Origin of the sequence: Methylococcus sp. S1M (assembly GCF_051295855.1) — a bacterium.
Taxonomy (GTDB): Bacteria; Pseudomonadota; Gammaproteobacteria; order Methylococcales; family Methylococcaceae; genus Methylococcus; species Methylococcus capsulatus.
This window is the reverse complement of sequence record NZ_JBPDXO010000074.1, coordinates 1-234: the sequence shown is the minus strand read 5'-3', so window position 1 is coordinate 234 and position 234 is coordinate 1. Positions and strand designations below refer to the sequence as shown.

General features: G+C 64.5%; 1 pseudogene. It reads left to right on the top strand.

Annotated features, from left to right (window positions below):
- Positions 1–234 (top strand): annotated as a pseudogene (pgi, locus tag ACSHWJ_RS16115) (glucose-6-phosphate isomerase); the annotation flags it as partial.

The window sequence follows — 234 nt, the reverse complement described above, 5'->3', positions numbered from 1 at the left end:
TTGCCGGATGTCAACCGCGTTCTCGACCGCATGCGCCGCTTCTCTGAGTCGGTCCGCACGGGAGAATGTCGCGGCGCGTCCGGAATGGCCATCACCGATGTGGTCAACATCGGCATCGGCGGGTCCGACCTGGGCCCGTAGATGGTGGTCAAGGCACTGCAGCCTTACGCAGACCCGCGGCTGCGCGCTCACTTCGTCTCCAACGTCGACGAATCCGACCTGGTCGAGATCCTC